Raw genomic sequence first — 22,988 nt, 5'->3', positions numbered from 1 at the left:
CGATGCTCAAGGTGTCGTTGCGCAACCTGTTCGTCAACAAGCTGCGACTGTTCCTCACGGTCGCTGCGGTGACCGTGGGGGTCGCGTTCGTCTCGGGGACGTTCGTGCTCTCGGACACGATGGGCAAGGCCTTCGACCAGCTCTACGCCGGCCTCACGTCCGGTCAGGACGTGATCGTGCGCGCCAAGGCGCCGTACGAGATCGATGTCACCACCGGGGGGACCCAGCGTCCGCTCGACGAGAGCATCGTCGCGCGCGTCGCCGGCGTGCCCGGGGTCGTGGTGGCCCAGGGCGACGTCGCGGGCTATGCGCTGGTGCTCGACAAGGCGGGCAAGCCGATCCAGCCCGGTGGCGCCCCGACGATCGGCGGCACGGCGTCGGGTGACGACCGCCTGGCCGGCGACTTCTCCTACCGGTCCGGCCACAAGCCGTCCGGGCCCCAGGAGATGGCTCTCGACGCGGCCACGGCCAAGAAGGCCGGCTTCGGGCTCGGTGACCACGTCGACGTCGTCTACCAGGGCGGCCGGCGGACGTTCACCTTGGTCGGCACGATCGGCTTCGGCAAGACCGACAGCATCCTCGGGGCCACGTTCGCCGGCTTCGACCTGCCGACGGCGCAGGTCATCACCGGCAAGGAGGGCAAGGTCGACAACGTGGCCGTCAAGGGCGAGGCCGGGATCGGCGCAGCGGAGCTGCGCGACCGGATCGCCGCCGTGCTGCCCGACGGTGTCGAGGTCCTGACCGCTGAGCAGGTGGCGTCGGAGGGATCCGCGTCGGTCCGTGACGCGATGGGCATCTTCACCAAGGTCCTGCTGGTCTTCGCGGGCGTCTCCCTGCTGGTCGGGTCCTTCGTCATCTGGAACACGTTCAACGTGCTCGTGGCCCAGCGCCGCCGCGAGGTGGCGCTGCTCCGTGCCGTCGGCGCTTCGCGGCACCAGGTGCTCGGCGGCGTCCTCGCGGAGGCCGCGCTGATCGGTCTGGCATCGGGCGTGATCGGGCTGTTCGCCGGTGTCGGTCTGGCGGCCGGGATCCGCTCGCTGATGAAGCTGGTGGGTGCCGAGATCCCCACGACGACTCCGGCTCTGGAGACCCGGACCGTCGTGGCCGCGCTCGCCGTCGGGCTCGGGGTCACGATGGTCGCGGCGATCGCGCCAGCCTGGTCGGCCACGCGCGTGTCGCCGATGGAGGCCCTGCGTGATGCGGCGACGTCCAGCAGTGTCATCGGGCGGCTGCGGTCCACGGCGGGCTGGGTGCTGGTCGGCGCCGGGGCCCTCGGCCTCGTTGCGTGCGCCTGGGTCGGCAACGTGCCGTGGTGGACGACGTTCGCCACGTTGGCCGCGTTCGCGGGCCTCGTCACCGCGGGACCGCTGCTGGCCGGCGGAACCGCCCGCCTGGCGGACCACGGCCGCCGGGGGAGTGGCTGGCGGATGGCGGCGCGCAACATCGCTCGCAACGCCCGCCGATCCGCAGCGACCGCGCTGGCGCTCACGATCGGGCTGACGGTCGTCGTCGCGGTGGCGGTGACCGCCGCGTCGATGCGCTCCTCGATCACCGCGGCCGTCAACGACGGCAACCGGTCCGACCTGATCCTGCAGCCGGCCGGCATGGGTGTCGGGATGCCGGCATCGGTGGCCGCGGCGATGCGGGAGCGCAGCGACCTCGGTGCGGTCGTGGCGTTCCGGGAGTCCGGTGCGCGCGTGAACGGCCGCAACGCCTTCGTCACCGGGATGGACACCGCGGGGCTCTCCGACGTGATCGATCTCGGCATCGAGAGCGGTGGTCTCGAGGGTCTCGACCACGGCTCGATCCTGGTCAGCGACAAGAAGGCCGAGGATCTCGGCGTCGGCGTCGGCGACACCCTCACGGTGACCTATCCCGAGACGGGTGCGGTGCGGATGCGGGTCGCCGGCACGTTCAGCAAGGGCTTCCTGATCAACGCCACCTACGTGATGGGCATGGCTGACTACGCGCCGAACGTCACCTCGAAGCTCGACGCGGCGGTCATGCTCAGCAACGCCCCGAGGGTGGATCCCGCGCAGACGAAGGCGGCGGTGAAGAAGGCGCTCGCGGCGTACCCGAACGTGAAGGTGAGCGATCCCGCCGAGCTGACGAAGGACGCCCGCCACTCGGTCGACCAGATGCTCGGGCTGGTCACCGCCCTGCTGCTGCTGGCCGTGATCGTGGCGATCCTGGGCATCGTGAACACGCTCGTGCTCTCGGTCGTGGAGCGCACTCGCGAGCTCGGCCTGCTGCGCGCGGTCGGGGCGACCCGTCGGCAGGTGCGGACCGTCGTACGACGCGAGTCGGTGCTGATGTCGATGCTGGGCGCGGTCACCGGTCTCGCCCTCGGGACGGGCGCAGGCGTCGCCCTGAGCCGGGCCCTCGCCGACGAGGGCATCTCGCGGGTCACGGTGCCCGTCACGACACTGCTCGTCTACCTGGTCGTGGCGGCAGGGGTCGGCGTGCTGGCGGCGATCGGGCCGGCCCGTCGGGCCAGCAGGGTCGACGTGCTCCAGGCGATCACCACGGAGTGAGCGCCGAATGAAGTGTCGCTGACGCGCGCATCTGGCTACGCTCCGACCAGGCACCTCGCCGCGGGGACGGGAGCATTCGGATGCGCACATGGGCCGAGTTCGTACTGCGGCATCGCCGCTGGGTGATGATCTTCTGGGTGGTGATGATGGTCGCCGGCGGCGTCACGTCGGGCGCCACCAGCAACCGGATGACCGTCGACTTCTCGCTCCCGGGACAGCCGGGCACCGAAGCGGCCGGCAAGATCATCGCGGCGGTCCACAACGGCGGCAACACCACCCCGATGCTGGTGACCGTCACGGTGCCGGCCGGCCAGACCGTCACCGGCAGCGAGGACGCGATCGCCAAGACCTTCGACGCGGTCGGAGCCGGGGTGCCGAACGTCCGGGTCATCGACGAGGCGAACACCGGTGACAAGGCCTTCCGGACCGACGACGACCGCACGGCGTACGCGATGGTGTTCTACCCGTTCCCCCAGAGCCAGACCGCCAAGCCGCCGACCGAGCCGATCCGCAAGGCTGCGGACGCGGTCAAGCCCGCCGGTGCGACGATCGGGGTCACCGGCGTCGATGCGCTTGCCCTCGGCGACGACGCGACCGGTCCGGGGGTCCTGGCGGAGACGCTGCTGGGCGCCGGCGGCGCGCTGCTCGTGCTGCTGTTCGTGTTCGCCTCGCTGCTGGCGTTCCTGCCCCTGGTCGTGGCAGCGGTGGCGATCCTGTCGACGTTCCTGATGCTGCTTCCGCTCACCTATCTCACCGACGTCTCGTTCATCGTGCAGTTCCTGGTCGCGCTGGTCGGGCTGGGCGTCGCGATCGACTACTCGCTGCTCCTCGTCACCCGGTGGCGCGAGGAGCGCGACCACGGCAAGGACAACCACGACGCGGTCGTCGCCGCGATGGAGACCGCCGGGCACGCCGTCCTGTTCAGCGGACTGACCGTGGCGATCGGCCTGCTCGCGCTGATCGTGCTCCCGGTCCCGTTCATGCGCAGCATCGGCATGGGCGGGGCGCTGATTCCGTTCGCCAGCGTGCTGGTCACGCTTTCCCTGACTCCCGCGATCCTCGGCGGCATCGGTCCCCGCGTCGACTGGCCGAAGATCCGCCACGAGCACGTCGCGAGCCGCGGCTGGACCAGTTGGGCGCGTCTCGTCGTACGCCACCGCTGGGTCGCGGCAGGTGCCGCGTTCCTGCTCCTGGGCGTGCTGTTCGCGGCGTTCCTCGGCATCAAGATCGGCGCACCGTCCTCCGACTCCCTGGCCAAGTCCGGCCCGGCGGTCACGGCGCTGCACACCCTCGAGGACGGCGGCATCTCCACCGGAGTCCTGACGCCGATCGAGGTCATCGCGCAGAAGGACAAGGCCGCCGCCGTGGCCGACGCACTGGGCGCCGTGGACGGCGTCGACGCCGCGCTGGTGTCCGATGCGCCCTCCAGCTCCGCCGACGGACGGACCGTGATCGTGCTGGTGCCGCACGAGGAGACCGTGAACTCGACGAGCGTGGAGGTGGTCAAGCGCGTCAAGGAGGTCGCGGACAGGACCCCCGGTGTGCTGGGCGTCGCCGGACTCGGCACTGCCCAGGTCGACTTCCTGCACGCCGTCTACGGCAACTTCCCGCTGATGCTGAGCATCATCGCGCTGCTCACCTTCGTGCTGCTGGTCCGCGCATTCCGGTCGCTGCTGCTGCCCTTCAAGGCGGTGATCCTCAACCTGGTCTCGATGACGGCCGTGTACGGCGCCATGGTGCTGTTCTGGCAGAAGGGCCACGGCTCCGACGCCCTCTTCGGCATCCAGGAGACGGGTGCCGTGACGTTCTGGATCCCGTTGATGGTGTTCGCGTTCCTGTTCGGGCTGTCCATGGACTACGAGGTCTTCATCCTGGCCCGGGTCCGCGAGGAGTACGACGAGGGCCGCTCGACCAACGACGCCGTCATCGAAGGGATCGGCCGCACGGGCCGGCTGGTGACCAGCGCCGCGCTGATCCTGTTCCTGGCGTTCGCCGCGCTGGCAACCGGGCCGGGCACGGACCTGAAGGTGATGGCGACGGCCCTCGGCTTCGGCATCCTGCTCGACGCGACCGTGGTGCGCTCCCTGCTGGTGCCGTCTCTCGTGTCCCTGTTCGGGAGCTGGAACTGGTACCTCCCGGACTGGGTGGCCCGGCTCCTGCGTGTCGAGATCTCGCACCCGCACCGCGAAGAACCCGAAGCCGAGCGCGAGCTCGTCGGGGCCGACTGACCGCGCGCCCCGGCCTGACGTCGTTCGGCCCTCCGGCCGGGGGCCTTTGGCCCTGATCAGCCCCACCCTCGCCACCTAGCCTCCAAGTGAAGGCGAGGAGGGCGGATGTTCGCAGTACGGATCCACGGGCGAGGCGGCCAGGGTGCCGTCACGGCCGCCGAGATGCTCTCGGTGGCAGCGTTCGACGAGGGCCGACATGCCCAGGCGTTCCCGACCTTCGGCTCGGAACGGACAGGTGCACCGGTCGTATCGTTCTGCCGCATCGACGACCGGCCGATCCGGCTGCGCGAGCCGATCTCCCACCCGGACGCGCTGATCGTGCAGGACCCGACGCTGCTCCACCAGGTCAACCTGTTCGCCGGACTCAAGCCGGACGGCTTCCTGCTGGTGAACACCTCCCGGTCGCTGGCCGACCTCGGCATCGCCGAGCTCGCCGGCGCGTTCGACGTACGCCGGGTCGCGACCGTGCCCGCCACCGAGCTCGCCCGCGAGCACCTCGGCCGGCCGCTGCCCAACGCGGCGCTGCTCGGGGGGTTCGCCGCCCTCACCGGCGAGGTCAGCCTGACCGCGGTGACCAAGGCGATCCTCGACCGGTTCGCCGGAGCCGTCGGCGCGGGCAACGTCAAGGCCGCCGAAGCGGCGTTCGACCACGTGCTGGCCTCGGCCGGCGCACGCGCGGCGGAGGTGCGCTGATGCTCAGGCAGATCGAGGGATCGCAGGCCGTCGCCACGGCCGTGCAGCTGTGCCGGCCCGAGGTGATCTCGGCGTACCCGATCTCCCCACAGACGCACATCGTCGAGGCGCTCTCGGACCGCGTCCGGACCGGCGAGCTGGCCGGTTGCGAGTACTTGATGGTCGAGTCGGAGTTCGGCGCCCTGTCGGCGTGCATCGGCTCGTCGGGCGCCGGTGCGCGCAGCTACACCGCGACGTCCTCGCAGGGCCTGCTGTTCATGGCCGAGGCGCTGTTCAACGCCTCGGGCCTGGGGCTGCCGATCGTGATGACGGTGGCCAACCGCGCGATCGGAGCACCGATCAACATCTGGAACGACCACTCCGACTCGATGTCGATGCGTGACTCGGGGTGGATCCAGCTGTTCGCCCGCTCCAACCAGGAGGCCGTCGAGCTGCACATCCAGGCGTTCCGCCTCGCCGAGACGCTGTCGGTGCCGGTCATGGTCTGCATGGACGGCTTCGTGCTGACGCACGCCTTCGAGGCGGTCGACCTGCCGAGCCAGGAGCAGGTCGACGCGTTCCTGCCGCCCTTCGTCCCGCAGCAGTCGCTCGACCCGCGCGACCCGGTCACGATCGGCGCGATGGTCGGCCCGGAGGCGTTCGCGGAGGTCAAGTACCTGATGCACGCCAAGCAGGTCGCCGCGCTCGACGAGATCCCGCGGATCTCCGAGGACTTCGCGGCCACGTTCGGCCGTGACTCGGGCGGCCTCGTGCGTCCCTACCGGCTCGACGACGCCGAGACGGTCGTGGTCGCGCTCGGCTCGGTGCTCGGGACCGTCGAGGAGGTCGTCGACGCCATGCGTGAGGAAGGCGTGCGCTTCGGCGCCCTCGCGATCTCGTGCTTCCGGCCGTGGCCGCTCGAGGAGGTCCGCGAGGCGCTGAGCGGTGCGAAGCGGGTGGTGGTCGTCGAGAAGGCGTTCGCGGTCGGAGCCGGCGGCATCGTGGGGCAGAACACCCGGCTCGCGCTGAGCGGCCTGCCGACCGAGGTGTACAACGTGGTCGCCGGCCTCGGTGGCCGGCCGATCACGCAGGCCTCGCTGCACGGGCTGTTCGCCGACGTGGTCGAGGCGCGGCTGGACCCCCGGCGGCTGCACTTCCTGGACCTCGACGTGGCACTCGTCGAGCGCGAGCTCGCCCGCGCCGGGCAGGGCAGGCGCAGCGGACCCCACGCCGAGAACATGCTGCGCGATCTCGGCGTCGTCGCCTCCGGGTCGGTCTGAGGAGGACGAGATGGCGTTCCAGGAGATCAAGCTCTACCAGGTCGGCACCTCGGTCGTCGGCAACCGCCTGCTCGACCCCGAGCACCGCACGGCGCAGGCACGGATGGGCCGCTCGAACACGCTCACCTCCGGTCACCGGGCCTGCCAGGGCTGCGGCGAGGCGCTCGGCGCCCGCTACGTGCTCGACGCCGCGATGCGTGCCACCGGCGGCAACATGGTGGCGGTGAACTCCACCGGTTGCCTGGAGGTGTTCTCCACGCCGTACCCGGAGTCGTCGTGGCAGCTGCCCTGGCTGCACTCGCTGTTCGGCAACGGCCCGGCCGTCGCCGCGGGCGTCGCCGCGGCGCTCAAGGCCAAGGGGCGCGAGGACATCCGCGTGGTCGGGCAGGCCGGTGACGGCGGCACCGTCGACATCGGCTTCGGCTGCCTGTCGGGCATGTTCGAGCGCAATGACGACGTGCTGTTCGTCTGCTACGACAACCAGGGCTACATGAACACCGGCGTGCAGCGGTCCAGCGCGACCCCGCCCGCCGCGCGCACCGCGAACACGAAGGCGATCGGGCCGGAGGCGGGCAACGTGTTCGGCCAGGGCAAGAACGTGCCGCGGATCGCGATGGCCCACGAGATCCCGTACGTCGCCACGGCGACCGTCGCCGACCTGCACGACCTCGAGGCCAAGGTGGAGAAGGCGATGACGTTCCGGGGCGCTCGCTACCTGCACGTGCTCGTGCCGTGCCCGCTCGGCTGGGGCGCGAACTCCGCCGACACGATCCGGGTGGCGCGCCTGGCCAAGGAGAGTGGGATCTTCCCGGTCTTCGAGGGTGAGCGCGGCGAGGTCACCGCGGTCTCGAAGATCCGGCGTCAGGTGCCCGTGGAGGACTACCTGCGGCTGCAGAAGCGCTACGCCCACCTCTTCGCGAACGGGGCCGCCGGCAGGCCGGACATCGTGGCCCGGCTCCAGGAGGAGGCCGACCGGAACATCGCCCGCTACGGCCTGCTGGGAGGCGAGCTCTGATGGAGAAACCGTTTGCCATCACCCTGGACATCGGCTCGAGCCGGGCCAACAAGACCGGCTCGTGGCGGACCGAGCGCGCGGTGTACGTCAACCGGATGCCGCCGTGCAACGACGGTTGCCCGGCGGGGGAGAACGTCCAGGCCTGGCTCTACGAGGGCGAGGAGGGCGGCGCGGGCTACGAGCGTGCCTGGCGGCAGATCATGGTCGACAACCCGTTCCCCGCGGTGATGGGTCGGGTCTGCTACCACCCGTGCGAGACCGCCTGCAACCGGGCGCAGCTCGACGACGCGGTCGGGATCAACTCCGTGGAGCGTTTCCTCGGCGACGAGGCCCTGCGCCAGGGCTGGACGGTCTCCGTCGACATGACGGCGACCGGCCGGCACGTGCTGGTCGTGGGGGCCGGGCCCTCCGGGCTGTCCGCGGCGTACCACCTCGCGCGACGCGGCCACACGGTCACGATCAAGGAGGCCGGACCGATGGCCGGCGGCATGATGCGCTTCGGCATCCCGCGCTACCGGCTCTCGCGCGACGTCCTGGACGCCGAGATCCAGCGGATCCTCGACCTCGGGGTGACGCTGGAGCTGGACAGCAAGGTCACCGACCTCGCGGCGCTCGCCGAGCAGTACGACGCCGTGTTCCTCGCGGTCGGCGCACAGCTCGGCAAGCGCGCCTACATCCCGGCCGGGTCGGCCGCCCACGTCCTCGACGCGGTCTCGATGCTGCGCGGGCTGGAGGAGGGTGAGCAGCCGCTGCTCGGTCGTCGGGTCGCGGTCTACGGCGGCGGAAACACCGCGATGGACGCCGCCCGCACCGCCAAGCGCCTGGGCGCGTCGGAGGCGATCGTGGTCTACCGCCGCAACAAGGACCGGATGCCCGCCCACGAGTCGGAGTTCATGGAGGCCGAGGACGAGGGCGTGTTGTTCAAGTGGCTGACCACGATCAAGCAGGTCGACCAGGGCAAGCTCGTCGTGGAGAAGATGGAGCTCGACGAGACCGGCTTCCCGCAGCCGACCGGCGAGCTTGAGGAGCTCGACGCCGACTCGCTGGTCCTCGCGCTCGGGCAGGACACCGACCTGTCGCTGCTGGAGGGCGTCGACGGCCTGGTCGTCGAGGACGGCGTCGTGCAGGTCGGGCCGGACCTGATGACCGGGCACCCGGGCATCTTCGCCGGCGGCGACATGGTGCCGTTCGAGCGGTCGGTGACCGTGGCGGTCGGGCACGGCAAGCGGGCCGCGCGCAGCATCGACGCCTGGCTCTCCGGAGCGGCACCCGAGCCCGTCGCGCGACCGGCCCTGGCGACGTACGACACCTTGAACACGTGGTACTACTCCGACGCCCCGCGTACGCACCGCCCCGTGCTGGAGAAGGCCCGCCGGGAGTCGACGTTCGACGAGGTCGTGCAGGGGCTCGACGAGGGCACGGCGCTCTTCGAGGCCCGCCGGTGCATGTCCTGCGGCAACTGCTTCAGCTGCGACAACTGCTACGGCGTCTGCCCGGACAACGCGGTGATCAAGCTGGGCCAACCGGGGGAGAAGTACCTGATCGACCTCGACTACTGCAAGGGCTGCGGCCTCTGCGTCTCCGAGTGCCCCTCCGGCGCGATCCAGATGGTCCCCGAGGAGATCTGACTCCGTCGAGTTGGGGGATACCGCCCGTCGAGTTGCGCGAAACCGTCCCTTGAGTTGGGTGAAACCGTCCTCCCGTGGAGCTGCCGGCGTTCGCGAGGGACCCCGCGGGGCTGACGCGGAGGACGGAAACACCCAACTCGTGGGGCGCTCAGGCCCAACTCGAAGGGCGGTTCCACCCAACTCAACGAGTGGGTCAGGCGTCGGGGAGGAGCTCGAGGGCGAGGCGGCGGGCGGCGGTGAGGAGGTCGGACTCGTCGGCGTCGATGTCGGTGCCGACTAGACCAGCCATGTTGATCGACATCAGCGCGAGCCGGATCCGGAGCTGGTCCTCGACGGAGGCCGAGGCGGGCACCAGAGCGGTGCAGAGATCGCCCACGCACGCATGCATGCCGTCGTGTCGCTCGGGGCCGAGCTCGTCGATCACGGCGCGGTTGGCGACGACGAACCGGAACGCCGCGAGGCCGCGCGCCTGCATGATGTCGCTCCAGCGGGCGAGCACCTGACGGCTCAGATCGGGCGTGCAGGGCTGCTGCTGCGCCCAGGCCGCGAGCTCGGCGACGCGTCGCTCGGTGTCGGCGAGCATCGCGCGCACGATGTCGGCCTTGCTGTCGAAGTGGTAGTAGAGCGCGGCCTTGGTGATCCCGAGCTGCTCGGCGATCTCGCGCATCGAGGTCGCGTCGTACCCCTTCTCCGCGAACAGCGCGAGCGCGGCGTCGAGGATCCGCTCCCGGGTTCGGGGCGGCTCCACGGCGGTCGGGGTGCTCACGGCGAATACGATAACTCGTTGCTTACCGATCGGTCAGTTGGGTACGCTCACGAACACTGATCGAACACGGTGTGAAGACCGTACGACGGGCAACGGGGTGTCCATGGCCGAGGAGCGAGCCGCGACGAGCAGGGCGGGAGTCGTCCGCCGTGTGCTGCTCTCACGTGCCGTCATCGAGCTCGGTGCGATGTCGATCCTCGCGATCATCTACAACACGGTCCGCGCCGGCGGTGGCGACGACGACCGGGCCGAGGCGATGGCCCACGCCCGCGACATCGCGAACCTCGAGGGCGTCGTCTTCCGCCACCTCGAGCTGAGCCTCGACCACTGGATCATCACGGTGCCCGTGCTCGCGGTCGCGGCCTGCTACTTCTACGCGCTGATGCACTACGTGATGACCCCGACCATCCTGGTGCTCTCCCGCCGCCGCGGTGGCTGGCGGTACTGGCGCGGCTACTGGGCCCTGGTGGTCGGCTCGGCGATCGCGCTGGTGATCTACGCGAACTGGCCCCTGGCCCCGCCGCGCCTGATGCCCGAGCTCGGCACGATCGACGTGATGCAGCACTTCGCCGCCGCCGGCTGGTGGGGCGACGCCGCTTCCGCTCCCCGAGGCCTCGGTGACGCCACCAACCAGTTCGCGGCGATGCCCTCGCTGCACTTCGGCTGGTCGCTGTGGTGCGGGATCCAGATGTGGGGCTTCGGCCGGCGCCGCTGGCGGATCGCCGCGGTGGCCTACCCGACCCTGCAGGCCCTGGTGGTCCTGGCGACCGCGAACCACTTCCTGCTCGACGTGGTGGGCGGCGCAGCCTGCATCCTGCTGGGCTACGCGGTGGTCACGCTGGTCGGTCGTGCGCTCGGCAAGACCGGTCGCCCGGCTGAGCGGGGGACCGTCGTCGCGACGCCGGGCCACGTGACGGCCGACGTGGCGGCACGCACGGTCGTCGACGCGGTCGACCGGCTGCAGCCGAGCCCGGCCACGCGCTGACCGCCCGTCGAACGGGCCGGCGGTCGGCTCAGGCCAGCTGCACGGCGGCGCGCTCGCAGGCCGCCGCGACCCGGCCGACGGCGTCGGGCCCGAGCTGTGGGCAGACCAGGTCGAGCAGCAGGTGCGCGGCCGACCGGGCACGCACCGGCACCTCCGCAGGCAGCGCCTCGCGGGCGAAGGCCACCGCCTCGGCGCACAGGTCGAGCACCCGGGTGTGCGTCACCGGCCCATGAGCAGCGGCGTGCGCCTCGATGACGCGCGCCAGCTCCTCCAGAGCCTCTCGGGTGTCGCCGGTTGCCATGCCTGGTCCAACGACCGACCCGGGTGGGACGTCACGGCCGGCGTACGGTCGAGGGGTGGAACGAGCCCGCCGCCGTCGCGCGTACAGCTGGCTGATGGGCACCTGCATCGTGCTGATCCTGCTGGCCTGGAACCTCGTGCGGCTCTGGTCGGTGCCCGCCGCGGTGGTGATGAGCGTCGTGGCGGCGGTGATCCCTCCGGTGGCCGCGATCGTGGCCAACCGCGGCTCGATGGCCGAGTCCGATCTGCCGCGGAACGCCGACCAGGTCGACGACGAGCCGTGAGCGTCAGCCGCGGCGTACGGCGGCCCGCTCGCAGGCCATCGACAGCTCGCGCAGCGAGGTGGCGTCCAGCTGCGGGCAGGTGAGCTCGAGCAGCAGGTGCGCCGCCGACCGGGCACGGGTGCCGACCTGCCGGGTCTCGCCCTCACGGGCGAACGCGACGGCCTCGATGCACAGGCTCAGCACGGTGGTGCGCACGTCCGTCCCGTCGCCGGCATGCTCCACCACCGCACGACGCAGCGTGGGCAGGCAATCGGTGGGCATCGCGGACCAGGGACTCATGCCCTCCTCAACGATCCGGAGCCCTCGCTGTTATGTGCGTGCGTCGTCACAACTCAAACGCGCCAGTAACTTGACCGCGTCGTGCGGCGCGAAGCCCTTGGCGTCGTTGTCGAAGTACACGACGACGTCCTCGCCGCCGGCCATCCAACCCCGGCAGCGCTCGGCCCAACGGTCCAGCGCCTGGTCGGTGTAGCCGCTGGAGTAGAGCTCCTTGTCGCCGTGCAGGCGCACGTAGCGCAGGTCACTGGTCCGGCGGTCGAGCATCGGCCAGCGCCCGGCGGTGTCGGCCACCACGCAGCCCACCTCGTGGGTCGCGAGCACGTCGTAGAACTCCTCGGTGGCGAACGTGCTGCTCCGCGCCTCGACCGCGTGCCGGACCCGCTGCTCGACCCGCACGGTCGTGTCGACCCGGTCGCCGGAGAGCCGCTCGTCGTGCTGGGCCGCCACCTCCGCGGCTTCCGCGGTGGTCCGGGGCAGCCGGCCGAGGAAGGCGTCGAGGACCTCGGCGTCGAAGCGGAGGTTCTCGGGGAGCTGCCACAGGACCGGCCCCAGCTTCTCCCCGAGGGCCAGCACGCCGGAGGCGAAGAAGTTCGCCAGCGGGGCGTCGATGTCGCGCAGCCGCTTCATGTGCGTGATGAACCGGCCGCCCTTCACGGCGAAGACGAAGTCGTCCGGGGTCTCGTCGTGCCAGCGCCGGTACGACGACGGGCGCTGCAGCGAGTAGAAGGAGCCGTTGATCTCGATCGAGGTGAGCCGGTCCGCGGCGTACTCGAGCTCGCGCCGGTGCGGCAGGCCTGCCGGGTAGAAGTCGCAGCGCCAGCCCGCGTAGGTCCAGCCGGAGATCCCCACCCGGCAGGTGGGTGCGCGCGTGCTCAGTGGTGGGCGGCCTTCCCGCCCTTGCGACCGGCCTTCTTCTTCTGCGCGGTCGTGCCTCCCTGGGAGCTGTTGCCGCTGCCCGAGTGGCTCTTCTCGCCGCCGTGCTTGGAGGCGCTCGGGGAGTTGGCGATCTTCGCAGCGCGCTGCTTCGACATCCCCTTGTCTTTGAGGGCTTCGTACTGGTCCTCGTTCTTCACGTTGGCCGACTTGCTGGGCATGGAACCTCCTCCTCCGACCGATGTCCCGCGACTCGTACCCGATGGCGCGGATCTCACCACCCGCGGTCAGTCGCCGGTGGAGATGCCGCCGTGGGAGTCCTTCTCCAGCGACCGGCTGATCACCATGCGCTGGATCTGGTTGGTGCCCTCGAAGATCTGCATGACCTTCGCCTCGCGCATGAAGCGCTCGACCGGGAAGTCGCGGGTGTAGCCGTACCCACCGAGCACCTGCACCGCGTTCGTGGTCACCGCCATGGCGTTGTCGGTGGCCACCAGCTTGGCGATCGAGCCCTCGCGGCTGAACGGCAGGCCCCGGTCCTTGAGGCGGGCGGCGTGCAGGGTCATCGCCCGGGCGGTCTGCACGGCGGCCTCCATGTCGGCGAGCACGAACGCCAGCCCCTGGTGGTCGATGATCCGGCTGCCGAAGGTCTCGCGCTCCTTCGCGTAGGCGACTGCGTGGTCGAGCGCCCCCTGGGCGAGGCCGGTCGCGACCGCGGCGATGCCGAGCCGGCCGGAGTCCAGGCCGGCCAGGGCGATCTTGAGGCCGTCACCCTCCGCGCCGAGGCGCCGGTCGGCGGAGACCCGGACGCCGTCGAAGACCATCGTCGCCGTCGTCGACCCGGTCAACCCCATCTTCTGCTCGGGCGGGTCGGCGGTGAGGCCGGGGCTGTCGGCGGGGACCAGGAAGCACGAGATGCCGTTGCGGGCCTCGGAGGTGCGCGCCATCACCTTGTAGAAGTCGGCCTGGCCGCCGTGGGTGGTCCACGCCTTCGCGCCGTTGAGGACGTACTCGTCGCCGTCGCGCCGCGCCGTCGTGCGCATGGCTGCCGGGTCCGAGCCGGCGTGGGACTCCGAGAGGCAGTAGGCACCGAGCAGCTCGCCGCCGAGCATGTCCGGCAACCAGCGCTGCTTCTGCTCCTCCGTGCCGGCCGTGGCCAGCCCGAAGCAGGAGAGGGCGTGCACGGAGACACCGACGCCGACGCTCGACCAGACCGAACCGATCTCCTCGAGGACCTGCAGGTAGACCTCGTACGGCAGGCCGCCACCGCCGTACTCCTCGGGGTAGGGGAGGCCGAGCAGGCCGGCGCGCCCGAGCATCCGGAACACCTCGCGCGGGAACTCCTCGTTCCGCTCCGCCTCGGCCGCCCGCGGCAGCAGCTCACGGGTCGCCAGGTCGCGCACCAGCCTGAGCAGGTCGGCGGCTTCGTCGGAGGGCAGCAGTCGTCGCGCGGTCACCCTCGCAATCTAGTAGGACGTCCGAGGATCTGCCGATCCCCGGTGGGGACGCGGTCGGACACACCCCCAGCCTCGCGTCCTTGCGCAGTACCTACGTAGCCGATCCCCGTAGTGACCTCGGTGGTTCTCCCGATGTGTCCGGGCCGCGTCCTGCGGAAGATCGAGTGCATCCCGGCCGCGCCGGCGGCCCACGACGGAGGGGGACGACCATGAGCACCGATGCGACGACGGCGGCGACCGTGGTCCGCCCATCGAGCCGGGGCCCGAGGGTGCTGGTCCGCAACCAGAAGTACCTGCGGGATCCGGCCGGACGTCTGATCACCGACGGAACATGTGTGGTCGACGCCGACGGCGAGGTGGGCTACGTCCGCCTCCAGCTGGCCCCTTTCTTCCTGGGCCCCGAGTCGTGGGAGTGGGACGGCTGGTTCCACGTCACTCGGACCCGCTCGGAGAACCCCTTGCGCGGCAAGCTCGCCGTCAGCGGGAGCGTCCGGGTCCTGAGCCAGGCGCGACGATGACCTGGCGGACGGTGCTCGTGCCGGCGGACGACCTGGCGCTCGAGCTGGTCGCCATCCGCTGGGCCGGCGGCACGGTCGTGAGCAGTCGCCCGTGCGCCGAGGGGTTCCGGGTCACCTACGTGTCGGACACCTGAGGAGCACCCGGACCTTGCGGCGCGGCGACGGTCCGCGCCGCCTTCGACCCGGGCGGGCAGCGGCGCCGTCGCCGTTGCCCGCCCGGTACCAACCCCCACGTCAGGGCCTCCGAGGGTCCGCGCCTCGGGCCTCGCCGGGTTTCGAGGCGGTTGCTGCGCAACCGCGCCTCAACCAGCGGTGGTCGAGGTCAGGAGTGCTGCGGGAAGCCGAGGTTGAGGCCGCCGTGGCTGGGGTCGAGCCAGCGGGCGGTGACCGCCTTCTCGCGGGTGAAGAACTCCACGCCGTGCGGGCCGTAGGCCTTGGCGTCGCCGAACAGCGATCCCTTCCACCCGCCGAAGGAGTGGTAGGCGACCGGCACCGGGATCGGCACGTTGACGCCGACCATGCCGGCCTCCACCTCGCGCTGGAAGCGCCTGGCAGCGCCGCCGTCGTTGGTGAAGATCGCGGTGCCGTTGCCGTACGGACCGGAGTTGATCAGCTCGAGGCCCTCGGGGTAGCCCGAGACCCGCACCACGGACAGCACCGGGCCGAAGATCTCGTCGGTGTAGACCTTCGACGTGGTCGGCACCTGGTCGATCAGGGTCGGCCCGAGCCAGAAGCCGTCCGGCTCGCCGTCGACCTCGACGTCGCGCCCGTCGACGACCACGGTGGCCCCGTCGGTGCTCGCCTGGTCGACGTACGACGCCACCTTGTCGCGGTGCTCGCGCGTGATCAGCGGGCCCATGTCGCACGAGCGCCGGCCGTCGCCGGTCTTCAGCGTGGCCATCCGCTCGGTGATCTTCTCGATCAGCGGGTCGGCGATCGTGTCGACCGCGAGCACCACGCTGATCGCCATGCACCGCTCGCCGGCCGAGCCGAAGCCGGCGTTCACCGCGGCGTCGGCGACCAGGTCGAGGTCGGCGTCGGGCAGCACCAGCATGTGGTTCTTGGCGCCGCCGAGCGCCTGGACCCGCTTGCCGTGGGCCGTGCCGGTCTCGTAGACGTACTTCGCGATCGGGGTCGAGCCGACGAACGAGATCGAGGCGACGTCGGGGTGCACCAGCAGCGCGTCGACGGCCTCCTTGTCGCCGTGCACGACGTTGAAGACGCCCGCGGGCAGGCCGGCCTCGGCCATCAGCTCGGCCATCCAGTTCGCCGCCGACGGGTCCTTCTCGCTCGGCTTGAGCACCACGGTGTTGCCGGTGGCGATCGCGATCGGGAAGAACCACATCGGCACCATCGCCGGGAAGTTGAACGGGCTGATGATGCCGACGACGCCCACCGGCTGCTTGAGGGTGTAGACGTCGACGTCGGTCGAGACCTGCTCGCTGAACGCGCCCTTGGTCAGGTGCGGCAGGGAGCAGGCGAACTCGACGACCTCCAGGCCGCGGGCGATCTCGCCGGCCGCGTCGGAGAGCACCTTGCCGTGCTCGGCGGTGAGGATCTGGGCGAGCTCGCCCTTGCGGCTGTTGAGCAGCTCGCGGAAGGCGAACATCACCTGCTGGCGGCGGGCGATCGAGCTCTGCCCCCAGTCGCCGAAGGCCTTGGCTGCCGCTGCCACCGCGGTGTCCACGTCTCCGGCGGACGCGAATCGCACCTGCTTCTGCACGATGCCCTTCGCGGGGTCGTAGACGTCGCCGGTGCGCGTGCCCGTGCCGGCGGACGGGCCGCCGTTGATCCAGTGATCGAGGATGTTCTGGTCGTTCATGGGTTTCCCTCCAGTGCGGGTGGTTGAGGTGCGAGGAGCGCTTCGCCCTTGTCCTGAGGTGCGAGCTTGCGAGCCTCGAAGGGTCGAAACCTGGTGAGTTGGCTAGGAGAGGTCCGGGAGCCCCAGCACCTCGTCGTACGCCGCGACGGCCTCGGCCACCTCGGCGGGCGTGACGATGCAGGGCGGGACCACGTGGATCCGGTTGTCGGCGGTGAACGCGAGCAGGTTGCGGGCGAGCAGCTCGGACTTGACCCGGGCCATCACCGCGCCGCTCACCGGCTCGCGGGTCTCGCGGTCGGCGACCAGCTCGAGGGCCCAGAAGACGCCGGTGCCGCGCACCTCGCCGACGATCTCGTGCTTCTCGGCGAGTCCGGCGAGCGCCGGGCCGATGTGGTCACGCCCGACGGTGGCGGCGTTCTCGACGATGCCCTCCTCCTCCATCGCGTCCAGCGCCGCCACGATCGCGGCCATCGCGAGCGGGTGGCCGGAGTAGGTGAGCCCGCCGGGGAACACGGTGTCGTCGAAGTCGGCGGCGATGTGGTCGGCGATGATCACGCCGCCGGCCGGCACGTAGCCGGAGTTCACGCCCTTGGCGAAGGTGATCAGGTCGGGCACGACGTCGTAGGCGTCGAAGGCGAACCAGTCGCCGGTGCGGCCGAAGCCGGCCATCACCTCGTCGAGGATCAGCACGATGCCGTGCTTGCTCGCCAGCTCGCGCACTCCGGCGAGGTAGCCCGGCGGCGGCATCAGGATGCCCGCGGTGCCCGGGATCGTCTCGAGCAGGATCGCGGCGATGCTGCTCGGCCCCTCCGCCTCGATCACGCGGCGCAGGTGGTGCAGCGCGCGCTCGGACTCCTGCTCGGCGGTCGCCGACCAGAACTCGCTGCGGTAGAGGTACGGGCCGAAGAAGTGCACGTGGGCGCGGGCGTACTGGTTCGGGATCCGGCGCCAGTCGCCGGTCGCGACCACCGCGGCGCCGGTGTTGCCGTGGTAGGACCGGTACGTCGAGAGCACCTTGTCGCGCCCGGTGTGCAACCGGGCCATCCGGATCGCGTTCTCGTTGGCGTCGGCGCCGCCGTTGGTGAAGAACACCTTGTTCAGTCCGTCGGGCGCGCGGGCCGTGATCCGCTTCGCCGCCTCCCCGCGGGCCCGCACGGCGTGCTGCGGTGCGACCGTCGCCAGGGTCTGGGCCTGCTCCACGATCGCGGCGACCACCTTGGGGTGCTGGTGGCCGATGTTCAGGTTGACCAGCTGGCTGGAGAAGTCCAGGTAGCTGCGGCCCGCGTGGTCGTGCACCCGGCACCCCGAGCCGCCGGCGAGCACCAACGGGTGCAGCGCGGCCTGGGCCGACCAGGAGTGGAACACGTGGGCGCGGTCGAGCTGGTAGGTCAGGTCGTCGAGGTCGGCGTGCTCGCTGGCCTGCGGCGTTCCTTCGGTGAGCGTCATTTCTCGTTGTCCTTCCGGGCCGGCCGGGTGGCCGCCTGAGCGGCCACCCGACCGGGACATGTCCCGAGGTTGGTGTGCGGTGGCCGGCGCCTACGCGCCGCCCTCCTTGAGCGTGACGTCCATCGGCTTGAAGCCGGTGCCCATCACGTCGACGCCCTCGGCCTTGAGCTCGTCGAGCGCCTTCTGGACGTACTCGTTGCTGTACGCCGTCGACGGCGGCGCCTTGGTGATGATCGTCTTGCCCTGGTCGTTCTTCGTGCCCAGCGCGATGTCGACGGTCTGCTTCCAGGCGTTCTCGTCGATCATCCCGGCACCGCCCGTGGAGGGCCAGATCAGCTTGTTGACCTCGTTGGTCATCCACAGTTGGTGGCTCTCGCCGAGCTTCGAGCCGGCCGAGGTGACGATCTTGGCGGCGTCCTCCGGGTGGTCACGCACGTAGACCCAGCCCTTGATCGAGCCCTTGATGAACTTCACGGTCTCGTCCGCGAACTTCGAGTCCGACAGCTTGTCGGTGGGCGCCCAGATCGCGTCCTGGAGCATCGAGGTGCCGACGTCGTTCCAGTTGATCACGTTCAGGTCGTCGGGCGTGTAGAGCTTGCCGGTCTTGGGGTTCTTGGTCTCCAGGACCTGGGCGTACTCGTTGTAGGTCATCGCCTGGGCGGCGTCGATGTCACCGGCGAGGAAGCCGTTCATGTCGAAGGCCTGCTGCACCAGGGAGATGTCCTTGAGGGTCACCCCGGCCTTCTGCATGCCGGCGAAGAGCTCCCACTCGTTGCCGTAGCCCCAGCTGCCTACCTTCTTGCCCTTCAGGTCCGCAGGCCCCGCGATGCCCTTGTCCTTGAAGGAGATCTGCGTGGTGGCGCTTCGCTCGAAGACCTGGGCGACGTCGGTGACCTTCGCGCCGGCCTCGATCGAGCCGAGCACCTTCGGCACCCACGAGATCGCGTAGTCGACGTCGCCGGCGCTCAGCGCGTCGATCGGAACGATGTCCGGGCCGCCCTCGACGATCTGCACGTCGAGGCCCTCGTCCTTGTAGTAGCCCTTCGCGACGGCGGCGTAGTAGCCGGCGAACTGCGCCTGCGCGACCCACTGCAGCTGGAGCTTGACGGGCGTGAGCTTCTTCGAGCCGGACGCGCCGGAGTCGTCGTTGCTGCTGCCACAGGCGGCCAGCACGGCCGCGAGGACGAGGGCGAGGACGGCGACGATCGCCCCGCGTCTCCTGCGGTTGGACGTTGGCTTCATGGTTCTCCTCGGGTTGGTCGTGCAACGTGGTGCTGCGTGAGGTGGTGCTGCTCCTGGGTCGGACTTGCAGGGACTTACAGGGACACCGTCGACGTTGACGGGGAACTGTGGCGGGCCACGCGCAGCTCGACGAGCAGGGTGACCACGTAGAAGGCGAGGCCGAGCAGGATCGAGCCGAGCACGTAGGCCCACGCCAGGGGGTAGTTGCTGCTGGAGGCGGCGGTGGTGATCGCCTTGCCGAGCCCGTCGACCGGGCCGCCGAAGTACTCAGCGATCAGCGCCGAGATCACCGCCAGCGAGCTCGCGATCCGCAGGCCCGTGAACACGTACGGCGAGGCGGTCGGCAGCGTGACCGCCCGGGCCACGAACACCGGGCGGGCGGCGTACACGTGCATGAGCTCGCGGTGCACGACCTTGACCTGTCGCAGCCCGCGGAGGGTGTTGACGTACACCGGGATGATCACGGTGAGCGCGGCGACGATCACGCGCGCGGTGTTCGCCGCGGCGCCGAACATCGTGTAGAGCACCGGGGCCAGCGCGACGATCGGCACCACCGAGAGCGCTGCGACGATCGGCACGGCCATCAGGTCGATGACCTTGACGGCGTTCGCGACCAGCGCGCCGAGGATGCCGAGCGCGGCCCCGATCAGCAGGCCGTAGAGCGCGTTGCGGCCGGTGCCGAGCATGCCGTGCCAGATCGAGCTGCGGCTGTCGAGGAACTCCGACCAGATCGACTGCGGCGACGGGACGATGAACGCGTCGATGTTGAAGACGTCCACCACCAGCTGCCAGAGGCCGATCGTCGCGACGCCCAGCAGGGCGGGAGCCAGCAGCGTGGTGAACCGGGCATCGCGCAGCGGCCGCATGCGCAGCGTCGCCTCGGCCCGCTCGGTGGCCGCCAGGCTCATCGGGTCTCCACTCCTCGGGCCGCGGCCACCGGGCCGCCGTGGAGCAGCTCGCGCACGCGGGCGATGGTGTGGAAGAACTCCTCCGCGTCGCGGAACTCGTCGTCACGGGCGTGCCCGGCCGTCGGCCGGGAGTCGACGATCTCGATGATCCGCCCGGGCCGTGGGGTCATCACGACCACGCGGTCGGAGAGGAAGACCGCCTCGGGGATCGAGTGCGTCACGAAGAGCACGGCCGCTCCGGTCTCCGAACAGATCCGGACCAGCTCGGCCTGCATCCGCTCGCGGGTGATCTCGTCGAGCGCCCCGAACGGCTCGTCCATGAGCAGCAGGCGCGGGCTCTCCGCGAGCGCACGGGCGATCGCGACGCGCTGCTGCATGCCGCCGGAGAGCTGGTCGGGATAGGACCGGGCGAAGTCGGTCAGTCCGACCAGCTCGAGAAGCTCCTCGACCCGGGTCTGCCGGTCGGACCTCGCGACGCCGTGCACCTCCAGTGGGAGGCCGACGTTCGCGGCCACGGTGCGCCACGGCAACAGGCCGGCCTGCTGGAAGGCGATGCCGTAGTCCTGGTCGACGCGGGCCTGGTGGGTGCTCTTGCCGAACACGGTGAGCGACCCGCTGGTCGGGTGGTCGAGGTCGGCCACGATCCGCAGCAGCGTGCTCTTGCCGCAGCCGCTCGGGCCGATCAGCGAGACGAACTCGCCCTCGGCGACCTCCAGGTGCACATCGTCCAGCGCGATCACCTGGTGTCCCTTGGTGCCGGCGAACACGCGACCGACGCCGCTGGCCCGGATCGCGCAGCCGTCCTTGGTCACGGCATCGTCGGTCAGGGCGTGGGTCATGACGCCTCCCCGCGTCGGTAGGGCCGGAGCAGCAGGCCGATCAGGCCCACCGCGCCGGCGGCGACCAGTCCGACGCCGATCGCGCCGAAGATCGGCGCCCACGGCTTCGCGGGGTCGCCCCCGGCGGACTGGGCGTACTCGATGATCATCCGGCCGACACCACCGCGGAGGCCGATGGAGACCTCGGCGACGACGGTGCCGATGACCGCGCTCGCGGCGGCGAGGCGCAGCGCGGGCAGCAGGTAGGGCACGCTGGCGGGCAGCCGCAGCTTGACCAGGCCGCGCCACCAGCCGACGCCGTACGCGTGCATCAGGTCGAGGTGGGTGGCGTCGGGGGAGCGGAGGCCGCGCAGGGCGCCGACCGCGACCGGGAAGAACGCCAGGTACGCCGCGATGACGGCGACCGAGTTCTCGCTGGTCCAGGTCCAGCCGCCGATGTGGATCTGCGAACCCCACCTGCGGACGAGCGGCGCGATCGCGATCAGCGGGACGGTCTGGCTCAGCACGATCCAGGGCAGCATCGCCGACTCGGCGAGCCGGAAGCGCGCCATCAGCACGGCCAGGGCGAACCCGACCACCACTCCGATCAGCCAGCCGGTCGCCGCCAGCTTCAGCGAGAAGACGCAGGCGTCGAGCACCGCCGAGCCGACGGTCTGGTGGCCGGAGAAGATGTTCACCGGCTGGGAGAACTTGTGGAGCATGTCCCACACGTGCGGCATCGCCATGTCGGTGGTGCGGGGGAGTACCACGACGCCGTGGACCACGACCCCTGTGTCGGGGCCGAGTGCCTTGTACGCCTCCCACAAGCCGGCGACCGCGAGGACGCCGCCCGTGCCGAGCAGCGCCCGGACCGCGAACCGGGCCCAGGCCGAGGGAGCCGTCATGCCTTGGCCGTCACGTGGTCGCGCAGCCGGGGCATGATCGTCTCGCCGTACTGGCGGAGGGTCTCCTCCTTGTTGTCGTGCTGGAGGTAGACCGCGAACTGGTCGACCCCGATCGCCTTGAGCTCCTGGAGCTTGGCGACGTGCTGCTCGGGCGTGCCGAGGATGCAGAACCGGTCGACGATCTCGTCGGGCACGAACTCGGTGTGGGTGTTCCCGGCCCGGCCGTGCTCGTTGTAGTCGTAGTCCTCGCGGCCCTTGATGTAGTCGGTGAGCACCTGCGGGAAGTCCGCGCCCTCGCCGTACTTGGCCACGATGTCGGCGACGTGGTTGCCGACCATGCCGCCGAACCAGCGGCACTGCTCGCGCATGTGCTTGACCGACGCGGCGTCGTCGGACCCGACGTACGCCGGCGCGGCGACGCAGAAGGTGATCGCCTCGGGGTCGCGGCCGGCGTCCTCGGCCGCCTTGCGCACCTGCGCGATCATCCACTTCGCGATGTCGACGTCGCCGAGCTGGAGGATGAAGCCGTCACCGACCTCACCGGCGGTCTTCAGCGCCAGCGGCCCGTACGCCGCGACCCACACCTCGACCGCCGACGTGCGCGCCCACGGGAACTGCAGCGTCGAGCCGTTGTGCTCGACCGGGCGGCAGTTGGCCAGCTCGCGGATCACGTGGGTGGCCTCGCGGACCTCCTTGAGGGTGGTCGGCTTGCCGTTGAGCACGCGCACCGCCGAGTCGCCTCGCCCGATGCCGACCACGGTGCGGTTGCCGTACATCTCGTTGAGCGTGGCGAACACCGAGGCGGTGACGGTCCAGTCGCGGGTGGCGGGGTTGGTCACCATCGGCCCGACGATCACGCGCCGGGTCTCGGCGAGGATCTGGCTGTAGATGACGTACGGCTCCTGCCAGAGCAGGTGGGAGTCGAAGGTCCAGACGTAGTCGAAGCCGTGCTCCTCCGCCTGCTTCGCCAGTGCGACCGTGCGCCACGCGGGCGGGTTGGTCTGCAGCACGACGCCGAAGTCCATGAT

General features: G+C 70.8%; 23 protein-coding genes. 10 read left to right on the top strand and 13 right to left on the bottom strand.

What is annotated here, in order from left to right:
* Positions 1–2 precede the first annotated feature (2 nt).
* From EFL26_RS02485 to EFL26_RS02460, 6 genes are all read left to right on the top strand, one after another.
* Positions 3–2,534 carry an ABC transporter permease gene (locus EFL26_RS02485; RefSeq protein ID WP_123221314.1) on the top strand — a complete coding sequence of 844 codons (2,532 nt, stop codon included), beginning with the start codon at positions 3–5 and terminating at the stop codon, positions 2,532–2,534.
* Between the two features lie 80 nt (positions 2,535–2,614).
* Positions 2,615–4,762: an MMPL family transporter gene (locus tag EFL26_RS02480; protein WP_123221313.1), complete on the top strand. Its 2,148-nt coding sequence runs from the start codon at positions 2,615–2,617 to the stop codon at positions 4,760–4,762.
* A 105-nt stretch (positions 4,763–4,867) separates the two neighbouring features.
* The gene (locus tag EFL26_RS02475) at positions 4,868–5,455 is read left to right on the top strand and encodes a 2-oxoacid:acceptor oxidoreductase family protein (protein ID WP_123221312.1); all 588 of its coding nucleotides are present in this window, start codon (positions 4,868–4,870) and stop codon (positions 5,453–5,455) included.
* Complete coding sequence (gene porA / locus EFL26_RS02470) at positions 5,455–6,714, top strand: pyruvate ferredoxin oxidoreductase (protein WP_123221311.1); 1,260 nt, start codon at positions 5,455–5,457, stop codon at positions 6,712–6,714. Before EFL26_RS02475 ends, porA begins: the two co-directional genes overlap by 1 nt.
* Before the next feature lie 10 nt (positions 6,715–6,724).
* The gene (locus EFL26_RS02465) at positions 6,725–7,729 is read left to right on the top strand and encodes a thiamine pyrophosphate-dependent enzyme (protein WP_123221310.1); all 1,005 of its coding nucleotides are present in this window, start codon (positions 6,725–6,727) and stop codon (positions 7,727–7,729) included.
* The gene (locus EFL26_RS02460; RefSeq protein WP_183408001.1) at positions 7,729–9,357 is read left to right on the top strand and encodes an NAD(P)-binding protein; all 1,629 of its coding nucleotides are present in this window, start codon (positions 7,729–7,731) and stop codon (positions 9,355–9,357) included. Before EFL26_RS02465 ends, EFL26_RS02460 begins: the two co-directional genes overlap by 1 nt.
* A 193-nt stretch (positions 9,358–9,550) precedes the next feature.
* Here the strand turns inward: EFL26_RS02460 and EFL26_RS02455 are convergent, their stop codons facing one another.
* Positions 9,551–10,123, bottom strand: coding sequence for a TetR/AcrR family transcriptional regulator (locus tag EFL26_RS02455; RefSeq protein WP_183408000.1), 573 nt, complete (start codon positions 10,121–10,123; stop codon positions 9,551–9,553).
* A gap of 103 nt (positions 10,124–10,226) precedes the next feature.
* Here EFL26_RS02455 and EFL26_RS02450 point away from each other — a divergent pair, with 103 nt between their 5' ends.
* Positions 10,227–11,108 carry a phosphatase PAP2 family protein gene (locus EFL26_RS02450; protein ID WP_123221307.1) on the top strand — a complete coding sequence of 294 codons (882 nt, stop codon included), beginning with the start codon at positions 10,227–10,229 and terminating at the stop codon, positions 11,106–11,108.
* 28 nt (positions 11,109–11,136) lie between these two features.
* Here EFL26_RS02450 and EFL26_RS02445 read toward each other — a convergent pair whose 3' ends face one another.
* The gene (locus tag EFL26_RS02445; RefSeq protein WP_123221306.1) at positions 11,137–11,409 is read right to left on the bottom strand and encodes a hypothetical protein; all 273 of its coding nucleotides are present in this window, start codon (positions 11,407–11,409) and stop codon (positions 11,137–11,139) included.
* Between the two features lie 55 nt (positions 11,410–11,464).
* On the opposite strand from EFL26_RS02445, the gene EFL26_RS02440 reads away from it, so the two are divergent.
* The gene (locus EFL26_RS02440; protein WP_245999972.1) at positions 11,465–11,692 is read left to right on the top strand and encodes a DUF3099 domain-containing protein; all 228 of its coding nucleotides are present in this window, start codon (positions 11,465–11,467) and stop codon (positions 11,690–11,692) included.
* A gap of 3 nt (positions 11,693–11,695) precedes the next feature.
* Here EFL26_RS02440 and EFL26_RS02435 read toward each other — a convergent pair whose 3' ends face one another.
* From EFL26_RS02435 to EFL26_RS02420, 4 genes are all read right to left on the bottom strand, one after another.
* Positions 11,696–11,971 (bottom strand): hypothetical protein, encoded by a 276-nt coding sequence (locus EFL26_RS02435; protein WP_123221304.1) that lies wholly within the window; start codon positions 11,969–11,971, stop codon positions 11,696–11,698.
* A 30-nt stretch (positions 11,972–12,001) separates the two neighbouring features.
* The gene (locus EFL26_RS02430; protein ID WP_245999971.1) at positions 12,002–12,820 is read right to left on the bottom strand and encodes a DUF72 domain-containing protein; all 819 of its coding nucleotides are present in this window, start codon (positions 12,818–12,820) and stop codon (positions 12,002–12,004) included.
* Positions 12,821–12,843: 23 nt separating this feature from the next.
* Complete coding sequence (locus EFL26_RS02425) at positions 12,844–13,065, bottom strand: DUF7218 family protein (protein WP_123221302.1); 222 nt, start codon at positions 13,063–13,065, stop codon at positions 12,844–12,846.
* 66 nt (positions 13,066–13,131) lie between these two features.
* Positions 13,132–14,301 (bottom strand): acyl-CoA dehydrogenase family protein, encoded by a 1,170-nt coding sequence (locus EFL26_RS02420; RefSeq protein ID WP_123221301.1) that lies wholly within the window; start codon positions 14,299–14,301, stop codon positions 13,132–13,134.
* 209 nt (positions 14,302–14,510) lie between these two features.
* Here EFL26_RS02420 and EFL26_RS02415 point away from each other — a divergent pair, with 209 nt between their 5' ends.
* The gene (locus EFL26_RS02415; RefSeq protein ID WP_123221300.1) at positions 14,511–14,819 is read left to right on the top strand and encodes a hypothetical protein; all 309 of its coding nucleotides are present in this window, start codon (positions 14,511–14,513) and stop codon (positions 14,817–14,819) included.
* Positions 14,816–14,953: a hypothetical protein gene (locus tag EFL26_RS24005; RefSeq protein ID WP_183407999.1), complete on the top strand. Its 138-nt coding sequence runs from the start codon at positions 14,816–14,818 to the stop codon at positions 14,951–14,953. The genes EFL26_RS02415 and EFL26_RS24005 overlap by 4 nt, the downstream gene beginning before the upstream one ends.
* Positions 14,954–15,141: 188 nt before the next feature.
* On the opposite strand, the gene EFL26_RS02410 is transcribed toward EFL26_RS24005, so the two are convergent.
* From EFL26_RS02410 to EFL26_RS02380, 7 genes are all read right to left on the bottom strand, one after another.
* On the bottom strand, positions 15,142–16,641 hold the full coding sequence (locus EFL26_RS02410) for a CoA-acylating methylmalonate-semialdehyde dehydrogenase (protein WP_123221299.1): 1,500 nt from the start codon (positions 16,639–16,641) through the stop codon (positions 15,142–15,144).
* 102 nt (positions 16,642–16,743) lie between these two features.
* Positions 16,744–18,087 (bottom strand): aspartate aminotransferase family protein, encoded by a 1,344-nt coding sequence (locus EFL26_RS02405; protein ID WP_123221298.1) that lies wholly within the window; start codon positions 18,085–18,087, stop codon positions 16,744–16,746.
* 90 nt (positions 18,088–18,177) lie between these two features.
* Positions 18,178–19,329, bottom strand: a complete 1,152-nt coding sequence (locus tag EFL26_RS02400) for an ABC transporter substrate-binding protein (protein ID WP_123221297.1) — start codon at positions 19,327–19,329, stop codon at positions 18,178–18,180.
* A 74-nt stretch (positions 19,330–19,403) separates the two neighbouring features.
* Positions 19,404–20,237, bottom strand: a complete 834-nt coding sequence (locus EFL26_RS02395) for an ABC transporter permease (RefSeq protein ID WP_221176810.1) — start codon at positions 20,235–20,237, stop codon at positions 19,404–19,406.
* A complete protein-coding gene (locus EFL26_RS02390; RefSeq protein ID WP_123221296.1) occupies positions 20,234–21,076 on the bottom strand; it encodes an ABC transporter ATP-binding protein in 843 nt (280 codons plus the stop codon). The genes EFL26_RS02395 and EFL26_RS02390 overlap by 4 nt, the downstream gene beginning before the upstream one ends.
* A complete protein-coding gene (locus EFL26_RS02385; RefSeq protein ID WP_123221295.1) occupies positions 21,073–21,960 on the bottom strand; it encodes an ABC transporter permease in 888 nt (295 codons plus the stop codon). The genes EFL26_RS02390 and EFL26_RS02385 overlap by 4 nt, the downstream gene beginning before the upstream one ends.
* Entirely contained in the window at positions 21,957–22,985 is a 1,029-nt protein-coding gene (locus EFL26_RS02380; protein ID WP_123221294.1) for a TIGR03842 family LLM class F420-dependent oxidoreductase, read from the bottom strand. Before EFL26_RS02380 ends, EFL26_RS02385 begins: the two co-directional genes overlap by 4 nt.
* Between the last annotated feature and the right edge of the window lie 3 nt (positions 22,986–22,988).

This window comes from Nocardioides pocheonensis (assembly GCF_003725535.1).
GTDB classification, from domain to species: Bacteria; Actinomycetota; Actinomycetes; order Propionibacteriales; family Nocardioidaceae; genus Marmoricola; species Marmoricola pocheonensis.
Note: the sequence above shows the minus strand (reverse complement) of the source record. Positions and strands in the feature narration are given on the sequence as shown.